The organism is Rhizobacter sp. P3_B12, assembly GCF_056402895.1.
This window is the reverse complement of sequence record NZ_JBFUGN010000612.1, coordinates 1-3,764: the sequence shown is the minus strand read 5'-3', so window position 1 is coordinate 3,764 and position 3,764 is coordinate 1. Positions and strand designations below refer to the sequence as shown.

Here is a 3,764-nt window from a genome sequence, read left to right as displayed (position 1 = left end):
CCTCGGCGTTCAGCGTGCCGAACTGCGTCAGCAGCTCGCGCATGTGCTGCGCGCCGCCGCCCGAGGCCGCCTGGTAGGTCTGGGTGCTCATCCACTCGACGAGGCCTGCCTTGAACAGCGCGCCCACGCCCATCAGCATGCAGCTGACGGTGCAGTTGCCGCCGATCCAGTCACGCTGGCCGGCGGCCAGCGCGTTCTTGATGACCGGCATGTTGACCGGGTCGAGCACGATGACGGCGTTGTCCTTCATGCGCAGCGACGATGCCGCATCGATCCAGTGCCCGTTCCAGCCGGCGTTGCGCAGCTTCGGGTAGACCTCGTTGGTGTAGTCACCGCCCTGGCAGGTGATGACGATGTCGCAGCGCTTGAGCGCCTCGATGTCGTTCGCATCCTGCAGCGTGGTCTCGTTCTTCGCGTAGGCAGGCGCCTTGCCGCCGGCATTGCTGGTGCTGAAGAACACCGGCTCGATCAGCTCGAAGTCGTTCTCTTGCGCCATGCGGTCGATCAGCACCGACCCCACCATGCCCCGCCAGCCCACCAGGCCGACCAATCTCGTTGCCATCTTTCTGTCCTGTCCGTTGAATTCGTTCGTGAAGGGTTGCGTCGAAAAAGCGTCTCGTCAGCCGTTCGCTTTCAGGTGGGCGACCACAGCGTCGCCCATCTCCTTCGTGCCCACCTTCGTGGTGCCTTCACTGTGAATATCGGCGGTGCGCAGGCCCTTTGCCAGCACCGCCTTGACGGCCGCCTCGATGCGCTGCGCCGCGGCTTCCTGGTTGAGGCTGAAGCGCAGCATCATCGCCGCCGACAGGATGGTGGCCAGCGGGTTCGCGATGCCCTTGCCGGCGATGTCGGGCGCCGAGCCGTGGCTGGGCTCGTACAGCCCCTGGTTCTTCGCGTTCAGCGAGGCCGACGGCAGCATGCCGATCGAGCCGGTGAGCATCGCCGCCTCGTCGCTGAGGATGTCGCCGAACATGTTGCCGGTGACGATCACGTCGAGCCGCTTCGGATCCTTCACCAGCTGCATCGCCGCGTTGTCGACGTACATGTGCTCCAGCGCCACGTCGGGGTACTGCGCATGCACCTCGGTGACGACGTCGCGCCAGAACTGGAAGGTCTCCAGCACGTTGGCCTTGTCGACGCTCAGCACTTTCTTGTTGCGCTTGCGCGCGGCCTGGAACGCGACGTGCGCGATGCGCTCGATCTCGGGGCGCGAGTAGCGCATCGTGTCGAAGGCCTCGTCGGCACCGGCGAAGGCGCCGTCGGGCGATTGGCGGCGGCCGCGCGGCTGGCCGAAGTAGATGTCGCCGGTCAGCTCGCGGATGATCAGCAGGTCGAGGCCGGCCACGATCTCGGGCTTCAGCGTCGACGCGTGCGTCAGCTCTTCGTAGCAGATCGCCGGGCGGAAGTTGGCGAACAGCTCCAGGTTCTTGCGCAGGCCGAGGATGGCCTGCTCCGGGCGCAGGTGGCGCTCGAGCTTGTCGTACTTCCAGTCGCCGACGGCGCCGAACAGCACCGCATCGGCCGCCTTCGCCAGCGCCAGCGTCGCCGCGGGCAGCGGGTGGCCATGGGCGGCATAGGCCGCGCCGCCGACCTCGGCGCTCTCGGTCTCGAAGCGCAGGTCGAGGCAGCCGAGCACCTTGACGGCCTCGGCCATGATCTCCACCCCGATGCCGTCACCCGGCAGGATCGCAATCTTCACGAATCAGTTCCTTTGTGATCTCAGACGCGCTGGGCCAGCCAGGGCTTCTGCAACAGACGCTCGGCTTCGAAGGCGCGGATCTTGTCGGCATGGCGCAGCGTCAGGCCGATGTCGTCGAAGCCGTTGAGCAGACAGAATTTGCGGAAGGGCTGGACGTCGAAAGGGATCGCCTCTGCGCCTGCCCGTTCGACGACCTGGCGGTCCAGGTCGATCGTCAGCTGGTAGCCGACGAAGGCGTTCACCTCGTCGAACAGGCGGCTCACCTCGTGCTCGGGCAGCACAATCGGCAGCAGGCCGTTCTTGAAGCAGTTGTTGAAGAAGATGTCGGCATAGCTCGGCGCGATGATGGCGCGGAAGCCGTACTGGTCGAGCGCCCACGGCGCGTGCTCGCGCGACGAGCCGCAGCCGAAGTTCTTGCGCGTGACCAGCACCGAGGCGCCCTGGTAGCGCGGCTGGTTCAGCACGAAATCCGGATTGGGCTTGCGGCTGGCCGGATCCTGGCCGGGCTCGCCATGGTCGAGGTAGCGCCATTCGTCGAACAGGTTCGGGCCGAACCCCGACTTCTTGATCGACTTCAGGAACTGCTTCGGGATGATCGCGTCGGTGTCGACGTTCTCGCGGTCGAGCGGGGCGACCAGGCCGGTGTGGATGCGGAAGGCTTGCATGGTCCGGTCTCCTTCAGGACAGCCGACGCACGTCGACGAAATGGCCCTGCATCGCGGCCGCGGCCGCCATCGCCGGGCTCACCAGGTGGGTGCGGCCGCCGGCGCCCTGCCGGCCCTCGAAATTGCGGTTCGAGGTGGAGGCGCAGCGCTCGCCCGGCTCCAGCCGGTCGGCGTTCATCGCGAGACACATCGAGCAGCCCGGCTCGCGCCATTCGAAACCGGCGCCGCGGAAGATCACGTCCAGGCCCTCGCGCTCGGCCTGCTCCTTGACGAGGCCCGAGCCCGGCACCACCAGCGCCAGCTTGACGTTCTTCGCCAGCTTGCCGCCGATGCGGCGCACGATGGCCGCGGCCTCGCGCAGGTCTTCGATGCGCGAGTTGGTGCACGAGCCGATGAACACCTTGTCGATCAGGATGTCGGCGATCGGCTTGTTCGGCTCCAGCGCCATGTACTGCAGCGCACGCTCCATCGCGCCGCGCTTGCCGCTGTCCTTCTCGCGGTCCGGGTCGGGCACGCGGTCGTCGATAGACAGCACCATCTCGGGCGAGGTGCCCCWGGTGACCTGCGGGCGGATGGCAGACGCGTCGAGCTCGACGACGGCATCGAAGTGCGCGCCCGGATCGGTGTGCAGCGTGCGCCAGTAGGCGACGGCGTGGTCCCATTCGAGGCCGCTGGGCGTGAACGGGCGGCCCTTCACGTAGGCGATGGTGGTGTCGTCGACGCCGACCAGGCCGGCGCGGGCGCCCGCCTCGATCGCCATGTTGCACACCGTCATGCGGCCTTCCATGCTGAGCGCACGGATCGCGCTGCCGGCGAACTCGATCGTGTAGCCGGTGCCGCCGGCGGTGCCGATCTTGCCGATGATGGCCAGCACGATGTCCTTGGCGCTGCAGCCGCGCGCCAGCGTGCCGTCCACCTTGACGAGCATGTTCTTCGCCTTGCGCGCCAGCAGCGTCTGCGTGGCGAGCACGTGCTCGACCTCGCTGGTGCCGATGCCGTGCGCCAGCGCGCCGAACGCGCCGTGCGTGGAGGTGTGCGAATCGCCGCAGACCACCGTCATGCCGGGCAACGTGGCGCCCTGCTCCGGGCCGATCACGTGGACGATGCCCTGGCGCTTGTCGTTCATCTTGAACTGCGTGATGCCGACGCGGTCGCAGTTGGCGTCCAGCGTGTCGACCTGCAGCTTCGAGATCGGGTCGGCGATGCCGTGCGAGCGGTCGGTGGTGGGCACGTTGTGGTCGCTGACCGCCAGGTTGGCCGACAGGCGCCACACCTTGCGGTGCGCCAGGTCCAGGCCCTCGAACGCCTGCGGGCTGGTGACTTCGTGCACCAGATGGCGATCGATGTAGAGGACGGCGGTGCCGTCGTCTTCGGTGTGGACGATGTGTTCGTCCCAGATC

The 3,764-nt window shown here is 67.4% G+C and carries 4 protein-coding genes; all 4 read right to left on the bottom strand.

Annotated features, from left to right (window positions below; all coding sequences use genetic code 11):
* Positions 1-562, bottom strand: a 562-nt coding sequence (locus tag AC1D01_RS24730) for an aspartate-semialdehyde dehydrogenase (RefSeq protein ID WP_477871067.1), incomplete at its 3' end; no start/stop codon positions are given.
* A 57-nt stretch (positions 563-619) separates the two neighbouring features.
* Positions 620-1,699: a 3-isopropylmalate dehydrogenase gene (gene leuB / locus AC1D01_RS24725; protein WP_477871065.1), complete on the bottom strand. Its 1,080-nt coding sequence runs from the start codon at positions 1,697-1,699 to the stop codon at positions 620-622.
* A gap of 20 nt (positions 1,700-1,719) precedes the next feature.
* Positions 1,720-2,364 (bottom strand): 3-isopropylmalate dehydratase small subunit, encoded by a 645-nt coding sequence (leuD, locus tag AC1D01_RS24720; protein WP_477871063.1) that lies wholly within the window; start codon positions 2,362-2,364, stop codon positions 1,720-1,722.
* 13 nt (positions 2,365-2,377) lie between these two features.
* Entirely contained in the window at positions 2,378-3,763 is a 1,386-nt protein-coding gene (gene leuC, locus AC1D01_RS24715; RefSeq protein WP_477871061.1) for a 3-isopropylmalate dehydratase large subunit, read from the bottom strand.
* Position 3,764 lies beyond the last annotated feature (1 nt).